Source organism: uncultured Turicimonas sp. (assembly GCF_902477955.1).
Taxonomy (GTDB): Bacteria; Pseudomonadota; Gammaproteobacteria; order Burkholderiales; family Burkholderiaceae_F; genus Turicimonas.
In genome coordinates this window covers 1-16678 of record NZ_CABSJB010000027.1, presented here as the reverse complement: position 1 = coordinate 16678, position 16678 = coordinate 1, and the positions used below count along the sequence as shown (strand labels likewise).

At 45.1% G+C, this 16678-nt stretch carries 10 protein-coding genes and 1 pseudogene; 9 read left to right on the top strand and 2 right to left on the bottom strand.

Annotated features, from left to right (window positions below; all coding sequences use genetic code 11):
- Positions 1-13: 13 nt before the first annotated feature.
- The 7 genes and pseudogenes from RDK53_RS08610 to trpA all read left to right on the top strand — a co-directional run bounded on the left by RDK53_RS08610 (position 14) and on the right by trpA (position 9876).
- Entirely contained in the window at positions 14-1684 is a 1671-nt protein-coding gene (locus RDK53_RS08610; RefSeq protein WP_308514184.1) for a PhoH family protein, read from the top strand.
- A gap of 178 nt (positions 1685-1862) precedes the next feature.
- Positions 1863-3050: pseudogene (gene alaC, locus RDK53_RS08605) on the top strand (alanine transaminase); the annotation flags it as partial.
- A gap of 261 nt (positions 3051-3311) precedes the next feature.
- A complete protein-coding gene (locus RDK53_RS08600) occupies positions 3312-4622 on the top strand; it encodes a homoserine dehydrogenase (protein ID WP_308514183.1) in 1311 nt (436 codons plus the stop codon).
- Positions 4622-6046: a threonine synthase gene (gene thrC, locus RDK53_RS08595; protein ID WP_308514182.1), complete on the top strand. Its 1425-nt coding sequence runs from the start codon at positions 4622-4624 to the stop codon at positions 6044-6046. The genes RDK53_RS08600 and thrC overlap by 1 nt, the downstream gene beginning before the upstream one ends.
- A gap of 183 nt (positions 6047-6229) precedes the next feature.
- Entirely contained in the window at positions 6230-7225 is a 996-nt protein-coding gene (locus RDK53_RS08590; RefSeq protein ID WP_308514181.1) for a WYL domain-containing protein, read from the top strand.
- A gap of 712 nt (positions 7226-7937) precedes the next feature.
- Positions 7938-9122, top strand: a complete 1185-nt coding sequence (gene trpB / locus RDK53_RS08585; RefSeq protein ID WP_308514180.1) for a tryptophan synthase subunit beta — start codon at positions 7938-7940, stop codon at positions 9120-9122.
- A complete protein-coding gene (gene trpA / locus RDK53_RS08580) occupies positions 9115-9876 on the top strand; it encodes a tryptophan synthase subunit alpha (RefSeq protein ID WP_308514179.1) in 762 nt (253 codons plus the stop codon). Before trpB ends, trpA begins: the two co-directional genes overlap by 8 nt.
- Before the next feature lie 93 nt (positions 9877-9969).
- Here the strand turns inward: trpA and RDK53_RS08575 are convergent, their stop codons facing one another.
- Together RDK53_RS08575 and RDK53_RS08570 are read right to left on the bottom strand one after the other, a co-directional pair.
- A complete protein-coding gene (locus RDK53_RS08575) occupies positions 9970-11472 on the bottom strand; it encodes a DASS family sodium-coupled anion symporter (protein ID WP_308514178.1) in 1503 nt (500 codons plus the stop codon).
- 259 nt (positions 11473-11731) lie between these two features.
- A complete protein-coding gene (locus RDK53_RS08570) occupies positions 11732-13135 on the bottom strand; it encodes a transposase (RefSeq protein WP_308514177.1) in 1404 nt (467 codons plus the stop codon).
- A gap of 818 nt (positions 13136-13953) precedes the next feature.
- Between RDK53_RS08570 and RDK53_RS08565 the strand changes: the two genes are divergently transcribed.
- A complete protein-coding gene (locus RDK53_RS08565; RefSeq protein WP_308514176.1) occupies positions 13954-15192 on the top strand; it encodes an exonuclease SbcCD subunit D C-terminal domain-containing protein in 1239 nt (412 codons plus the stop codon).
- A 12-nt stretch (positions 15193-15204) separates the two neighbouring features.
- Positions 15205-16678: AAA family ATPase (locus tag RDK53_RS08560; protein WP_308514175.1), on the top strand; the 1474-nt coding region annotated here is incomplete at its 3' end.

Sequence of the window (16678 nt, the reverse complement as noted above, 5' to 3'; positions counted from 1 at the left end):
AGCAGGAAAGAATATGCCATTACCTTCAGCACCTACAAAACCGGGTTCAATTGTTAAAGATATTCCGGCTCAGCTTGAAATTAAGCAGGAAAAATCAAAAAGAAAAAGAACTGTTAAGGCCAAGAGCACTGTGGAGCCGGTAACTGCTCAAACAGCGGAAGTTATGACTGAAGCAGCTCAGGGCACAGAAAAGAAAGTCGTTGCCCGTGCAGCTAAAAAAGCTGTCAAGGCTGCTCCTGTTCCATCTTTGTCTGAAAACAATCACAAGCCAAAACTGAAACGCAGCAAAGCGGGAGCCTCAGAAGGTCGCAAGCTCTATGTTTTGGATACCAATGTCCTTCTTCATGATCCGACAAGTATGTTCCGTTTCGAGGAGCATGACGTTTACCTTCCGATGATTACATTGGAAGAGCTCGATAACCATAAGAGCGGCATGACCGATGTGGCACGCAATGCCAGACAGGTCAGCAGAACGTTGGATGCAATCCTTCAGCATCTTGAAGGTCCGATTGAGGAAGGTATTCCTCTTTCCGTGCTCGGCAGTAAAGAGTGCCTCGGCAGACTCTACGTTCAAACGACGCCTTTTTCTACTCAGCTTCCGATGCTTCCGGCAGGAAAGGCAGATAACCAAATTTTGGCCGTTGTCAGAGGATTAAAGGAAAGCCGTCCGTCTGAGCAAGTTATCCTTGTTTCCAAGGATATCAATATGCGCCTGAAGGCCGCTGCTCTCAATCTTGAGGCTGAAGATTACTTCAACGACAAGATGATTGAAGACAGCGATATTCTTTACAGCGGAACAAAACAGTTGCCTGCAAACTTCTGGGAAGCTCATGGAAAGAATTTGAGATCTTGGCAGCAAGACGGTTATACCTGGTACGAAATTACCGGACCTCTTGTTTCTTCTTTCATTGTCAATGAATTTATTTGGCACGAGGGAGAAGGGACACCGTTCTACGGTCAGGTTAAGAGCGTGGACAGAAACACTGCGATAGTTAGAGTTCTTCCTGATTACACCTCTCAGAAAAATTCCGTGTGGGGAATTAGGGCTAGAAACCGTGAACAAGGTTTTGCTTTAAGTCTTTTGATGGATCCGGAAATTGATTTCGTGACCTTGTTAGGGCAGGCCGGTACCGGTAAGACCCTTTTGGCTTTAGCGGCGGCTCTGACCCAGACAATGGAAATGAGACGCTTTAATGAGATTATTGTCACTCGCGCGACGGTTTCCGTCGGCGAAGATATCGGTTTCCTTCCGGGTACCGAAGAAGAGAAGATGACGCCTTGGCTCGGCGCTATCGACGATAACCTTGAAGTTCTCAACAGAGGAAGTGCAAATGATTCCGAATGGGGCCGGAGAGCTTCCAACGATTTGATTCGTTCTCGAATCCGCATTAAATCTATGAGTTTCATGAGAGGACGTACTTTCATGAACAAGCTTGTCATTATTGATGAAGCTCAGAACTTGACGCCGAAACAAATGAAGACTTTGATCACGCGTGCAGGCCCGGGCTCTAAGATCGTCTGCTTAGGCAATATTGCTCAGATCGATACGCCTTATTTAACCGAAGGTTCTTCCGGTTTAACTTATGTTGTTGACCGCTTCAAAGGTTGGGAACACTCCGGTCACATCACTATGCAAAGAGGCGAACGTTCGAGACTTGCAGATTACGCAACTGACGTTTTGTAAACTTCTTTCAATTCAAAAGAAAACGGATCCGTGAAAATTCTCTCGGATCCGTTTTCTTTTGCCTGCTTGTTGAAAATCCATCCAATTCACGTTATTGAATCGGTCATAATGGTAAATTCATAAGATCTCAATGGATTGGACGCAGGTCCAGGTAATCAAAAAATCGAAGGATCCTTAAATGAATAATGATTTTCCACGTATTAAACGTCTTCCTCCTTATGTCTTCAATATCACTAACGAGAAGAAGATGGCGGCAAGACACAGAGGAGAAGATATTATCGATTTGAGCATGGGAAATCCTGACGGAGACACTCCTAAGCACATCGTCGATAAGCTCGTTGAAGTCGCTCTGCGTCCGGGAACCCATGGCTATTCTGCTTCTAAAGGTATCCCTCGTCTGAGAAAAGCTATTTGTGATTGGTACAAGCGCAAATTTGATGTGGATCTTGATCCGGATAAAGAAGCTATCGTTACGATTGGTTCTAAAGAAGGTATTGCTCACTTGATGCTCGCCACTTTGGACAGAGGCGATACTATCTTGGTTCCGAACCCAAGCTATCCGATTCATATCTACGGCGCAATTATTGCCGGTGCTGACGTCCGCAGCGTGAAGATGGCTCCGGGAACAGACTTCTTTGCCGAATTTGAGAAAGCTGTTATTGAAACAACTCCGAAACCTAAGCTGATGATTTTAGGTTTCCCAAGCAATCCGACCGCTCAGTGCGTTGATATCAGCTTCTTCGAACGATTGGTTGCTTTAGCTAAGAAGTACGGCGTCTACATCGTTCATGATTTGGCTTATGCTGATATCGTCTATGACGACTACAAGGCTCCTTCCATTATGCAGGTTCCGGGTGCCCGTGATGTTGCCGTTGAATTCTTCACCATGAGTAAGAGCTACAACATGGCTGGCTGGCGTATCGGTTTCATGGTCGGTAACAAAGATTTGGTTGCCGCTCTGACAAGAATTAAGAGCTATCACGATTACGGAACATTTACTCCTATTCAGGTTGGTGCTATCGAAGCTTTGAACGGTCCTCAAGATTGTGTGGAAGAAGTAAGAAAAGAATACGAACACAGAAGAGACGTGATGGTTAAAGGCCTTCACGAAATCGGCTGGATGGTCGAAAATCCGAAGGCGTCCATGTACATCTGGGCAGAATTACCGGATTATTACAAACCGATGGGCAGCGTTGAGTTCGCAAACCACCTGTTGGACAAGGCTAAAGTTGCTGTTTCTCCCGGCGTCGGTTTCGGTGAATACGGCGAGGGTTTTGTACGTATTGCTCTGATTGAAAACGTTGACCGTATCAGACAGGCGTTGCGCGGCATCAAGAAGATGTTTATTGAAGATGGTCTGCTTGAAACCGCTTCTCATAAGCGTCAGAGCGTTACTCGCCGCTGGAAAGGCGCTCATATGCCTTCTGAAGCTGAAGCTAATGCAAAGCCAAAAGTTACGCTTAAGCCGGAAGAGGTTCCGCACATTACAACTAAGTCTGAAGGATTAAAGAAAAAAGGCAAAAAAGTTACAGCCGCTAAAGCAGAGCCTGCAGCAAAGAAAGCAAAGGAAAAGGCGGCAAAACCAGCAAAAACCTCTAAATCTTCAAAGAAATAAGGATAACTGAGAATGGCAACTTCAATTAAAGTTGGTCTTGCCGGTTTCGGCAATGTGGGTAAAGGAACATACGATGTTCTTCAAAGAAACAAGGACTTGATCGTTAAAAGATCCGGTACGGATATTTCCGTTAAGAGAGTCGTTGCCAGAAATACCGCCAGAGTCGTTCCGCTCGTTGCTGAAGACGTTATCGTCTCCTCCGATTGGAAAGACATCGTCAACGATCCCGACATCAACGTCGTGGTCGAAGTAATGGGCGGCATTGAGCCGGCTCGTTCTCTTATTCTTGAAGCCATTTCTAAAGGCAAGCATGTTGTTACCGCCAACAAAGCTCTTTTGGCTGAATACGGTAATGAAATTTTTGCTGCTGCCGAGAAGGCGGGCGTCAACGTAGCATTTGAAGCTGCCGTCGCAGGTTCTATTCCTATCGTTAAGGGTTTGAGAGAAGGTCTTGCCGCTAACGATGTTAAATGGATCGCCGGCATCATCAACGGTACCTGCAACTTCATCCTTTCTACTATGCGTGATACCGGAAGAAGTTTTGCAGACGTGTTGGCAGAAGCACAGCAGTTAGGCTATGCGGAAGCCGATCCGACTTTTGATATCGAGGGTATCGATACTGCTCACAAGATCATGCTTTTGGCAGCTATTGCCTTCGGAGTTCCTGTCAATATGCAGAAAGTTCATATTGAAGGCATTAGCAAGCTTGAAGCTAAAGACATCAAGTATGCAGAAGAGCTCGGTTTCAGAATCAAGCTGCTCGGTATCACTAAGAATACGGATTACGGCGTTGAAGTTCGTGTTCATCCTGCTTTGGTGCCGAACAGAAGACTTTTAGCTAATGTAGAAGGAGCAATGAATGCTGTCGTCGTTAAAGGCGATGCCGCAGAAAGTTCTCTCTACTACGGTAAGGGCGCCGGCGGCGAACCTACGGGAAGTGCCGTTATTGCAGACTTGATTGACATTGCCCGTACAGCTTCCGTCGATGTCTCTGAAAGACCGAAGATGCCGACCGTTGACGCAAAACATAACGCTAATCTATGGGCTGATTTCGGAGATACCGTCTGTTCTTATTACATGAGAATTCCCGTGGAAGATAAACCGGGCGTATTGGCTGAAATCACTAGAATCATCGCGGACAACAAGATTTCCATTGAGTCCTTGATCCAGAAAGAAGCTCCTCAGAAGGTCCATCAGACTGAAGTCATCATGATGACTCATACCACTAAGGAAGCCGACGTTCAGAAGGCTATCAGAACCATGCAGGAACTTTCCAGTGTTCGCGGACCAATTGTCTTGCTGCGTAAAGAGGAACTTCACTAATGCAGTACGTTTCTACACGAGGCGGCGTTCCTGCCGCCACCTATACAGAGATCATTCTCCAAGGTCTAGCCAAGGACGGAGGACTTTTTGTGCCCGTCCAATATCCTCAGGTTTCTAAAGAAACTCTGAAGTCGTGGAGAGGTTTGAACTATGCTCAATTGGCAACGGCCGTTACCGCCTTGTTTGCCAAAGACATGAACCGCTCAACAATTGCGCATCTTTGCGAGTCCACCTATACGTCGGAAACTTATGACCACGGCAGAGAGGGAACGGATTTTTCGAAGATTGTGCCTCTAGTCTGGCTTGACAAAGAAATCGGCATTCTTGAGTTGTCCAACGGCCCGACGTTGGCATTCAAAGACATGGCAATGCAGTACCTTGGCGCTTTGTTTGAATGCGTTTTGTCTAAACGTCAGGAACAGCTCAATATTCTCGGTGCAACGAGCGGAGATACCGGCAGCGCAGCTGAATATGCGATGAGAGGCCGTGAAGGCATCAAAGTATTCATGCTGTCTCCGAAAGGCCGCATGAGCGATTTCCAAAGAGCTCAGATGTATTCTTTGCTTGACGGCAATATCTTCAACATTGCCGTCGAAGGAAGTTTCGATGATGCTCAGGATATCGTGAAAGCTGTTTCGGCTGATTTGGGATTCAAAACCAAATACTCCATCGGAACCGTCAACTCCATTAACTGGGCCCGTATCGCTGCACAGGTCGTCTACTACTTCAGCGGCTGGCTTCAGGCTACAGAAAGTGAGGATGAGGAAATTGCATTTTCTGTTCCAAGCGGAAACTTCGGTGATGTTTTAGCCGGTTGGATTGCTAAGCAAATGGGCTTGCCGATTAGACAGCTTATCGTCGCAACCAACGAGAATGATGTCCTTTACGAGTTCTTCAAGACCGGACGCTATAAGGTCAGAGATTCTGCTCATACTTACGTGACAAGTTCTCCATCCATGGATATTTCCAAAGCGTCTAATTTTGAACGTTATGTTTACGACATCTGCGGCAAAGATCCGGAAAGAGTTTGCGAACTTTGGAATGAATTGAAGACCAAAGGTGAATTCTTGTTGGATGGCCCCGAATGGGAGCGTGTAAAGGCTAGCGGAGTTTGCTCTGCCCGCAGCACTCATGAGGAACGCATCGAGAGAATCCGAAAGACCTGGAACGAACATCAGTTTTTGGTTGATCCTCACACGGCAGACGGCTTAAATGCCGCCTACAAGATGAAGATTGACGGCGTCAAAACAATTTGTCTTGAAACCGCTCTTCCGGCTAAATTCGGAAAGACTATCGTTGAGGCAGTGGGCTTTGAACCCCCGGTTCCTAACGGATATGAAGGCATATTAGAAAAGCCGCAAAAGGTCGTGGATATGCCGGCAAATGTTCAATTAGTTAAAGAATTTATTGAACAGAACGCCTAATTTGAACAACTAAACAAAAACTTCCGCTGATGAAGCCTTGAAGGAATTATCGCGGGAGTTTTTATTTATGGAGCCAGAATATAGGTTTTTCCTGGAGCCCATAGCGATAAAAAAAATGTACCCACCTAATCGATCTATTGGCCAGGTAAAATATCCTCTACAACTAAGTTCGGATAAGAAAATATGGCAAGAACCACTACAGGAGTTGGGGAAGTAAGGCTTCTTTTAGAAATTCTGAAAAGGATTCCCTCTGATCGAAAAATATCTAGCACAGAGCTGCTGACGGTCCTTGAGAATTCCGGATTCTCCGTTAACAAGCGGACTTTTCAGCGGTATTTGAAAGAGTTGGTTGAGGCCGACTGCGGAATCATGTGCGATAGTTCTTCTAAACCCTTCGGATATAGAAGAACGAAAACAGTCACCAGCCTTGAGACCTTAAGGCTGGACAACAACGCTAAACTGCTTCTTAACCTTGCCAAAGAGCAGTTAAAATATCAGCTTCCGCCTGAAGTTAGTAATTCTCTAGATTATTTGTTTTCTGAGTCAGACGATCCAGGCCGGGGCAGCGAAGACAAGCTCCGTCAAAAATGGCTGGATAAGGTTGCGGTTGTCTCCGGCTCCATTCCCATGATGCCTCCGAAGATCCTCACTCGTATTTTCAATGAAGTTGCTGCCGGACTTTTCGAAGGCAAACAGCTTGACATCAGTTACACCACCAGTGACGGAAAAGATAAGCAGGTTCGAGTCTCTCCCTTAGGACTAGTCCAGCAGGAAGTGCGGCTTTATCTAGTTTGTGAGTACGTTGGGAGCGGCGAACTGCGCCATTTTGCTCTTCATCGTATGAAAGATGTTCGAATCGTGGACATGCAGGCCGAGTATCCCAAAAACTTTAATTTAAAGTCCTACGTGAAGAACAACCACTTTAATTACGGAAGCGGCAGCAAAGTCCAATTAAAGATTGAATTTACCAATCCCATAACTGCCGTGAACATGAAAGAAACGCCGTTTAATCCGACCCAGAAAATTGTTCAGCTTGATAACGGAAATTTCGAACTGACCGTTGAGATTGAAGACTCAATTTTATTGAATGGCTGGATCGAGAGCTGGAGAGAGTCCGGAGGTTTTGTTAAGGTAGAGAAGAGCGAGATCATCGAAAACACCAAAGCGGGACAATCTTGAAGAAATTAATGCGGAGATTTCTGTTTTTCCTTTTTTTTGTTTGGTAATCTACTTATCAAATTTAAACCTATGAAGTGAAAGTAAAGCTTGTTGTGCACTCACAGAGAGTTCGGGCAGCTGAGATCCGAGCAGAACGCAGACTTGCATAATGGGTCACTGAGGGCGCAAGGAACGGTTTGACAACCTAGTATTCTGCGACGTGAAGGGATACGTTAGTTACCCAAGGGAATGATGGTTCCCTGTAAAGTGCATAAGAGACTTGTATAAATTCAGGTCAATTATGAAACAAGGTGGCACCGCGAGCTAATAACAGCCCGTCCTTGAATAAAAGTTTTACGGAATTTTTATTTGAGGGCGGGTTTTTGATTGCCCTCAAAAAGAGGAGCAATCATGTGCCAAACAACATGTTCGAAGGAAAGAGGACTTTGTATTAAGGACAAAGTTGTCACTCTCTTTTCTTTCTCCTTCTTGAGTTTTCTTTTGGAAGAAACGATAGCTTCAAAACTTACCAAGCAGCTAAGAGAAATCTGCCATGAAGAATTTTTCCGATGGCGTAGATGCCGGAGAAGTCTCGAATTTCACATTCTGGCGGCTTGACCAAAAGAGACTTAGTCAAGCCGTAAGAAACCGAGAAAAGTTTCAGCGTCCAAGCTGAACAAGTCGATCAGTAAGTTAAGCAACTTTTTAAGAAAAGAATCACAAGGAATCAACAATGAGTAAAGGCCGTTTCGGAAAACATGGTGGTCAGTACATTCCGGAAGTATTGATGAACGCAGCATCAGAGCTTGAAGAAGCTTATGAGCATTACAAAAATGATCCGGAATTCAACAGAGAACTTCAGGAACTTCTGAATGAATACGCAGGTCGCCCGTCAAGACTTTATTTTGCAAAACGTATGACGGAAGATTTAGGCGGAGCAAAAATTTATTTAAAGAGAGAAGACCTTAATCACACCGGAGCTCACAAAATCAATAACGTTCTCGGACAAGCTCTGCTTGCCAAGAAAATGGGTAAAACCCGTTTGATTGCAGAGACCGGTGCAGGTCAGCATGGTGTAGCGACTGCAACTGCTGCAGCCCTTTTAGGGATGGAGTGTGTTGTTTATATGGGTAAGGAAGATACCGTCAGACAGGCCCTTAACGTCTACAAAATGAAACTGTTGGGAAGTGAGGTTGTTCCGGTTACATCGGGAACGGCAACGCTTAAAGATGCAGTTAACGAAGCAATGGGAGAATGGGTTAAACGTCTGGATGATACCCATTACTGTCTCGGTTCTGCAGTGGGCCCTCATCCTTTCCCGGAAATCGTCAGGGACTTCCAGGCTGTTATCTCCAAAGAAATCAAAGAGCAGATCCTTGAAAAAGAAGGACGTCTTCCGGATGCTGTTTTAGCGTGCATCGGCGGAGGCAGTAACGCTATCGGCGCTTTCTACAATTTCATTGATGATGAAGGCGTGAGATTAATCGGATGCGAAGCCGGCGGCAGAGGCATCCATACGGCCGAGACAGCCGCAACTATCTCTGTTGGCAGGGAAGGTATTTTTCACGGCATGAAGAGTTACTTCTGCCAAGACGAGTTCGGTCAAATCGCACCGGTTTACTCGATTTCTGCCGGGTTGGATTATCCCGGAGTAGGGCCGGAACACTCTTATCTCCATGATATCGGCCGAGCCGAATACGTTGCAGTGACAGACGATGAAGCGGTTAATGCTTTCGAATACTTAGCCAAGACCGAGGGCATCATTCCTGCAATCGAATCCTCTCATGCGGTTGCTCACGCATTAAAACTTGCCCCCACCATGGACAAAGACCAAATCATGGTTATCAATATTTCGGGCCGCGGCGACAAAGACTGTGCGGCAATTGCTAGATATAAAGGAGAAGACATCAATGAGTAGCATTAAACAAGCATTTGCGGCACCGACAGTTTTAGTTCCTTTCGTGACATGCGGTGATCCGGATTTAGAGACTACAAAAGAAGTTGTCAAAGCATTAGCTAAGAACGGTGCCGGCCTAGTTGAGTTGGGAATCCCCTTTTCTGATCCGACAGGAGAGGGTCCTTTGGGTCAAGAGGCTAACGTTCGTGCTTTAGCAAACGGGACAACAACTAACAAGATTTTTGAAATGGTTAGTGAGCTCAGGAAAGAAGTTAGTATCCCGTTGGTTTTCAAAACTTATGCCAATGTGGTTTTCGGTTACGGGACTGAGGCATTTTTGAAAAAGTGTCAGGAAATCGGCATTGACGGCTTGGCTTTATTGGATGTCCCTTATGAAGAAAGAGAAGAGTTCTCACAACTCTGCCGCCAGTACGGAATTGATTTTATTTTCACAGTGGCACCGACATCCGGCAAGAGAATCAGTTTTATTGCAAAGGAAGCGAAAGGTTATCTTTACTGTATCGGCGCTCTAGGCCCGGTCTCCGCGGATGTCCTCAAAGCCAACGTGACTAAGATGGTTCAGTTGGCAAAAGAAGCTAACCCTGAACTGCCGTGCATAGTGGGGTTGGGTGAGGTCACAGCAGAACTCATCAATGAGCTCAAAGGACTCTGTGATGGATTTGCTATTGCAGAAGATATTGTTCGAATTACCGCCAGAGAAGGTAAGAATGCTCCTCAGGCCGCGGCGGAATATCTTAGAGGCTTAAGAGCTTAATCTTCATAATCCCAAAGAGAATTTAATTTCAAAGGAAAACGTCCTTCCGAATTGGCTGCCGGAAGGACGTTTTTATCGGGATTGAGTGTTCAACTAGACTAAGCCAAGCCACTTCCAATACGTTTGTGCCAACACCAATAACAGGCCGTAAGCGACTAATGTAAACATCAAACCGAATTTCGCAAACTGACACACTTCAAAAGTTCCCGTGGAATAAGCAATCATGTTTTGCGGAGCATTAACCGGAAGGATGTAGCCGAAGCTAATTACAAACTGAAGAATCATCGTCATACCAATGATATTAACTCCCGGTGTTTTAAGTGCTCCGAGAACGGCAATAATAATTGGGATGATAGCGGCGGCAAGACCTGTCGCTGAGGCAAATCCTAAGTGAATAACGATTAAGAATATTGCCATTACGGCAAGAATCATGAAAGTTGTGGAGTTTTCAAGGCCGAAACTTAACACAATCATATCGGCAAGCCACTGAGCCGCTTTAGTGGAGAGGAGGGCCGATCCGAGAGAGATTCCAACACCGAATAGAAGCAGCGTCCCCCAATTAATTTTGTTGACTGTCTGCTGCCAATTCATGACGCCGATTCCTGGGCACATAAGAATAGCGATAGCACAGACGGTCGTTGTTGTGGTGTCTATCTGATGAAGTGTTTTTTCGGATACCCAGAAAGAGAGCAGAATGATGGAAACAATGAGAAGCTTCCATTCATTCTTACTCATCGGGCCGAGTTCTCGAAGTCTCTCTCCGATGATTTCAGAAGAGCTCTCAAGTTTTGTTGAATCAACATTGAAACACTTGCAGACTAGGAAGAACAAGCAAACGGACAACAGTGCGGCAAATGGTGCGGCTGCAATGAACCAGTTCATCCAAGTAATGTCAGTGCCTGTTATCTCTCGGATGAAATTGACGGCAACCATGTTTTGAGCAGCTGCAGTTTTGATGCCGATATTCCAAACGGAGTCCACTTGAGCGACGGTAATCATGAGTGCTGCGGCAAAGGCTGATTTCATCGGCAGATTTAAAGCCTGAATCACACCGATAACGATTGGAACTAAACAGGCCACACGGGCAGTAGTGGATGGAACGAAAAAGGAAAGAATAAGTCCGCAGAGAATAACTCCGAGGACGATCCGTTTTGGTTCAGCACCAACCTTGTGCAGAACGAACAAAGCAATTCTTTTATCCAGTCCCGTAATCGTCATGGCTGCGGCAAGAAAAAGAGCAGCACCAACCAGGCAGAATGCGGGCGATGAAAAGCCGACGAGAGCCATTTTCATTCCGGCGGTTGTCCCTATAATCTGATCCGGGTTGGTGCCTGGAGAAAAGCCGATAAAGAGCGCTGTTAAGGTCATGATGAGACCTGCAGAAACGGGATAGGAGACTGCGGAAGTCGACCAAAGAATGACGGCAAAAATCATAATTCCGATCATGCGTTGGCCTGCAACAGAAAGTCCCGGCTGTTCAGGGAGGAGACAAATAACGGTTAAGGCAATAAAGGCGCTGATAAAGCCGAATTTCTTCCATTTTCCCCATTCAAGAACATTAGGGTTCCTAAGTCCGGTCTTAAGTGTTGCTTCCATTTTTCTTTCCTTTTCTTTTGTTTTAAGTCATAAGCACCTCAACTAAAGACAAGCAAAAAATATGCCAGTGTCGCCCATTTCGGTACCTTGAGCGAAACAAATAAGCCGAGAAAATGCTTGTAAAGAAAAGGACAGGTAAAGGTCCAAAGGAGAGGATGCGACGGATATCGAGGAAAAGAAAAACTCGGTAAAGAAAAAATAAACCTTTACCGAGTTTGTAGACTGCTGCTCACGCTTTCAAAGCATAAGCTTTAAGCCCTTAATAACGATGCGGACGATTGTTTCTTCTCAAGGAGTTGGCGTATCTAATCCAAGCTTGAGACAGGGATTCGCCGTCATTCCAAGTGAAAGTGCGGACACCGGCCCATAATTTCGGATTCCACATCGGTTCATCTGGAATACGAATAAAAGCATTGAGTCCCGGATATTCTTTCGGATTCAATTCCATCATGACTTTTTTGCAGTCTCTGACGAAATCACCATAGAAGTCGTCAACAAAGCGATCAAACTTGGAGAAGTCGATAGTGATTTCTCTGGAACCGGTTGGCGTTCTTTCTACGGAGAGAATTGGAGTACCTTCACTGTTCTTGTCTAGTCTGATATCAAGACCTTCGTAAGTTTCGTATACGGCTTTAGCGTAATCCGGAGTAGTTTGGAAGAATTCTTCGGCGGCCGGATGCAGTCTCATCTTTCTCAACCAAGGCTTGTTGGGAACGTTCGGGCCCTGCATTGTGGGTACTCTTGGATTTTCGAGCACTTCGTCAGGAATATTTAGACCCTTTTGATGAACCATTTCAGCAAAGGCGCGAGTGTCGGCTTTTTCCTGCATGATGCTTAAAATCTGCCAGACTTGTTCTAAGTCTTCTGCAGGAATGGAGAACTCGTCAACGTAACCGTGTTCTTCGTTTTCTTCACGGTAGTTCGGACGTTGATCCAAAGCATGAGCTACTCTCCAAGAACGGCCTTCGGAAGCCTTGGGAACCGGTCTCTTCGGTTTTGGAGGTTCTTCAGGGGCAGACGGTTCTTCAACAAACTCACTTACCGTCATTGTCGGCTGAATAAATTCCTGGTTCGGTTTAGGCTGATTCTTTTCGTTGCGGTTAGGGCGTTGATTTCGGAACTGCTTGCCTTGTCTGCGTAAGCCGAAACCTTTTTCATTTTGCTGAGCTCTTGGATTGATATCATCAGCTGCCGGGGCTCCGGATACTTCCTGGTTTTCTGATACAGGTTGGACTTCTGCAGCGGCGTTTTCAACCGGAACAGTGAGGACAACCGGTTCTACGGCTGGTTCCTGAGGCTGTACAAATTCTGGGACAGGAGCTTCTTGGACTTTGGTTTCAACCTGCTCGAAAACCGGAGCTGTCGGAACTGATTCTTTCGCTACGGGATTTTCGGGTTGAACTTCCAAGGATTCATTTGTTTCCGGTGCGGTTTTCTTTTTAGCTAATTTTATTACCGGGCGTTTTGGGGCGCTGGCTGCCGCATAACTTGGGTCTTCGGCAACCATTTTTTCGTAATCTTTGATCCATTTTGAAAGAGTTTCCGGCTTAATTTCAAGCTCTGCTGAAACGTTAGCGGCCGGCTCTTTTAAGAGCAAAACTCTTTGGACTGCCTGTTTTTTAAATTCTGGCGAAAATGAACGACGAGTGCGTTTTGTTTCCATATGAACATTAGGGCAGAACGCCCTGCAATTATTAAATATCACTAAAAATCAGATCTTTGGAAGTCTGACGTCTTTTTAAAAATTTGAGAATCTAAGAGAAAGCCGCCGAGAAAGTGGGCTTTACAGATAATCATTCATATTTCTTTATTTCGATTAATTGTAATTGGAAAAAGTTTGGTTGTGGAGGGCTATTTTTATTAATTTCTCGCTTTGCGCCGGATGTTGTATCAATTTGGAAATAGCATCTCTTGAAGCTTTTAGCAAAACAGAAGGAGATAGGAGCAGAGCGTTAGCTGTTTATGAGGTAGCAAGAAGAAGGCCGAAATTAAGGTTGATTTCGAGATTTGTGACACAGTGTGTAGCAAATTGAGTTGGCGCGCAAAACCTCCTGAGAATGTGAGTGTCTGAACCAAATGTAATAGTGTGCTATCTCAATGAGGCCTACTCATGTCCGTGGCGTGTCAAGGAACCGGACCGGAATATAAGCGCAAGCGACTACCAGAGAATATTGCCCAACCAAGTTACTCCACAGAAATCGGCTCTTTCTGAAGAACGTATCTGCGCTCTTTTATCAAAGATCCTTATGTGTTGGAGTTTTTAGGACTGCCTAAAGGCCTAGATTATTCTGAAAATATTAAACTGAAGGGGTCAAATTATTGACAGTAAAAAAACTTAAAATTACTGTCTAAATTTCTTAACTTAATGAAAATAAATATAAATAGTATTTTCCTAGGATTTTATTAGGCCAGTTTACACGAAATTCAGAGATTGCTCGTAAAATGATTTGAAGCAGATTGCTCGAACCAAGGTTAATAACGATGAGACTACTTCATACTTCAGATTGGCATCTCGGAAAGAAGCTTGCAGATCGTCCGAGAAAAGAGGTTTTTGTACAGTTTTTGAACTGGCTGTTAAAAGTCCTAAAAGAAGAAAAGATTGACTTGCTTCTAATCGCCGGAGACGTGTTCGACGGCACAATGCCTTCCCACGAAGCTCAAGAACTTTATTACGAATTTCTTGCGAGAGCTGTCAAGACCGGATGCCGCAATATTGTTGTAATTGCCGGTAATCACGACTCGGCTTCTTTTCTTGAAGCACCCGAACATCTTCTTAAATTCCTCAACATTTATGTGGTAGGTGAGGCTGAAGGCGATCCGAAAAAAGAAGTCATCGAGATAAGGAAAGAGTCAGGAGAGGTTGAAGCGGTTGTTTGCGCAATCCCGTTTTTAAAAGAAAAGAACCTTTATGTAATGGGTCGCGATGATGAACTTTCAGGCAGAGACGAGCTGATAGTTGAATCTACAAAAGCACATTTTGCCTCCGTAGTACAAGAAGGGGTACGAGTACGCGGTGATAAAAAGGTTCCTTTGATCGGAACGGGACACCTCTTTGTTGCAGGGGCAGATGTCTCGGATTCGGAACGGCAGCTATATATCGGCTCATTAGGTCGTCTTCCCAAAACAATATTGCCTGCAGAGCTTGATTATGTCGGATTGGGTCATATCCATAAGCCGCAAACTGTCGGAGGCGATATCTCACGCAACTACAGTGGTTCACCTATTGCTTTGGATTTCTCAGAGGGCAGTCAGCAGAAACTTGTCCGAATTGTCGATTTTGAGAAGGGTAAAGCCGAAGTAAGAAATCTGAATGTCCCGGAATTCGAGAAGCTCTCATTGATAACAGGGTCGCAGGAAGAGTTAGAAACAAAGCTCAGAGACTTGGTTCGGAAAGGAGAACGCTGTCTTGTCAGAGCAGAACACACGGGCACGATGCCTGCAAAAGATTTGTCAGGGCGTCTTAAAAACATTGCTGAGGGCACTCCGGTTGAAGTTGTTCATATTCGGGATTTAGCCAAGAAACAGTATTACTTAAGCTCGATGGTTACTGAAGAATTCGTCCATGAAATGACACCGGAAAGCGTTTTTGAGAAGCTTTTGGAAGATTGCTACGGCTTAAAGTCAGGTGCAGAAGAGTTGGACGAAGAAAAGAAACAAGAAATAAGAGAGCTGCACGAGTGTTATCAGGAAATCCTTCAGGAAATCAGATCAGGAAGCTAGTCGGAGAGAAGAATGAGAATAAAAAAACTGGAAATCGAAAACATCAATTCTTTGAAAGGTAAGTGGGCAATTGATTTCGAAGACGAGAATTATCAGAACTCCGGTCTTTTTGCGATTACGGGGCCGACAGGTGCCGGCAAGTCTACGATTCTCGACGGGATAGCACTTGCTTTATACGGCCAGACTCCAAGGTTGGGCATCCAGTCCGCCACTTCCAACGAAGTCATGAATAAAGAAAGCGGAGAGTGTTCGGCCAATGTTGAATTTGAAGCGAACCGTAAATTCTATCGTGCTACTTGGAGCCAAAGAAGAGCCAGGGGAAAGGTTGACGGTAATTTACAGGCCTCGGAACAGAGGTTGGAAGAATTTGACCCTAAAGCTGAAACATGGACGCCGATCGCACAACAGGTAAAAGAAAAAGCCAAACTCATTCGGCAAGTCACGGGCCTTTCTTACGAGCAATTCAGGCGCTCCGTTCTTTTGGCTCAAGGAGATTTTGCGGCATTTCTTAAAGCTGAAGAGAAAGAGAAGGCCGAGATTTTGGAGCAGGTTACCGGCACTGAAGAGTACAGAACCATATCAAGCAAGACTTTTGAAAGAAAAGCAGAAGAGGGAAGAAAGCTGGAAGGGCTAGAACTCAGACTGAAGGAAAAGACACTTCTCACTCCTGAGGAGCGACAAGCTAAAGAAGACTCTTTCAAGCAGCTGATCGCTAGTTTGGCAGACCTGGAAAGGTTAAGGAAGGAAATCGGCGAGAAGCTGGAATGGCGTAAAGACCTCGAAGATAAAACTCAGCATCTCCAAAAACTGCAGAGTGAAAAAGAAACATTGGATGCGCAGAAAGAGGAAATGGAGCAAGTTAAGCAGACCTTAGAAGCCAACCAAAAAGCCCAAAAATTAGACTCGACCTTTAATCTTTTATCGCAGAGCAGGAACGGTTTAGCAGATTTGCAAAAGAAGCTTCCGCTGGTCACCTCCCAAATCCAAACCCTTATTAGGTCAGAAGACAGCGCCAAGGCCTCCGAAATGCAAGCCGGGGAGGCGGTTAAAAGACAAAAATCTGCAAATGAGGCGTTAAGGGAGGTTTTAAAGAAAGTTGCAGAACTGGATTCTCAATTAAAGATCCAAGATTCGAATTTAAAGGAAGCGATCCAAAGAACGAGTACCGCCAAGGAAGAGGAAAAAAAGGCGGCAATAAATTTAAAGACCGGCGAGGATTCTCTTCGCGTCAAAGAACAAGAGAAACTCAAACTAGACAACTGGCTGTCAGCTCATAAGAGTGCACAAGTTTTACATGGAAGACAAGATGCTCTGACAGAACTGAGTACCAAAGCCGAATCTTTGGCTTCGTTGAAAAAAGAAACTTCGGCCGAGTTGGCCGATGTCGGCGAAAAAGTAAAAGAAACCTCCCAAGGGCTTACTCAGGTGAGCGCTGATGTAGCTAACGCAAAGAAAGAAATTGATCAAATAAAGAAAGCTATTGCTG

Coding starts and splice junctions, on each gene's coding strand:
- RDK53_RS08610 (WP_308514184.1), top strand. CDS start 14: ATGCCATTACCTTCAGCACCTACAAAACCGGGTTCAATTGTTAAAGAT.
- RDK53_RS08600 (WP_308514183.1), top strand. CDS start 3,312: ATGGCAACTTCAATTAAAGTTGGTCTTGCCGGTTTCGGCAATGTGGGT.
- thrC (WP_308514182.1), top strand. CDS start 4,622: ATGCAGTACGTTTCTACACGAGGCGGCGTTCCTGCCGCCACCTATACA.
- RDK53_RS08590 (WP_308514181.1), top strand. CDS start 6,230: ATGGCAAGAACCACTACAGGAGTTGGGGAAGTAAGGCTTCTTTTAGAA.
- trpB (WP_308514180.1), top strand. CDS start 7,938: ATGAGTAAAGGCCGTTTCGGAAAACATGGTGGTCAGTACATTCCGGAA.
- trpA (WP_308514179.1), top strand. CDS start 9,115: ATGAGTAGCATTAAACAAGCATTTGCGGCACCGACAGTTTTAGTTCCT.
- RDK53_RS08575 (WP_308514178.1), bottom strand. CDS start 11,472: ATGGAAGCAACACTTAAGACCGGACTTAGGAACCCTAATGTTCTTGAA.
- RDK53_RS08570 (WP_308514177.1), bottom strand. CDS start 13,135: ATGGAAACAAAACGCACTCGTCGTTCATTTTCGCCAGAATTTAAAAAA.
- RDK53_RS08565 (WP_308514176.1), top strand. CDS start 13,954: ATGAGACTACTTCATACTTCAGATTGGCATCTCGGAAAGAAGCTTGCA.